Here is a 459-nt window from a genome sequence, read left to right on the forward strand (position 1 = left end):
CGGGCAGCGACCCGTCCGTCCCCGAGGACGTCGCCGCCGAGATCCGAGAGCGCGGCGGAACCGCGATGGCGCACCACGGCGACGTGAGCGACTTCGCATACGCGGAGACGCTCATCGCGGACACCGTCGCGGAGTACGGCCGCGTCGACTTCGTCTGTAACTTCGCGGGCATTCTCCGGGACGGGCTCAGCTACAAGCTCTCGCCGGAGGACTGGACGGCCGTCATCGAGAACAACCTCACCGGCCAGTTTGCACCGCTCCGCGCCGCCGCCGCCCACTGGCGCGAGGCGAACAAGGCCGCCGGCGACGACGGCTTCGACCGACAGCGCTCGTATCTCGCGGTCAGCGCCGGGGCGGCCCGCGGCAGCCTCGGGCAGGCCAACTACGCTGCGGCGAAAGCAGGGATCCTCGGGATGGTTCGTTCTGTTTCGACTGAACTGGTCCGCTCGGACGTCCGGG

At 70.2% G+C, this 459-nt stretch carries 1 protein-coding gene; it reads left to right on the forward strand.

The window, feature by feature from the left end; all coding sequences use genetic code 11:
* On the forward strand, positions 1-459 hold a 459-nt coding region (locus DEQ92_RS22575), incomplete at both ends, for an SDR family NAD(P)-dependent oxidoreductase (protein ID WP_115821807.1).

Source organism: Haloferax sp. Atlit-6N (assembly GCF_003383195.1).
Taxonomy (GTDB): Archaea; Halobacteriota; Halobacteria; order Halobacteriales; family Haloferacaceae; genus Haloferax; species Haloferax gibbonsii.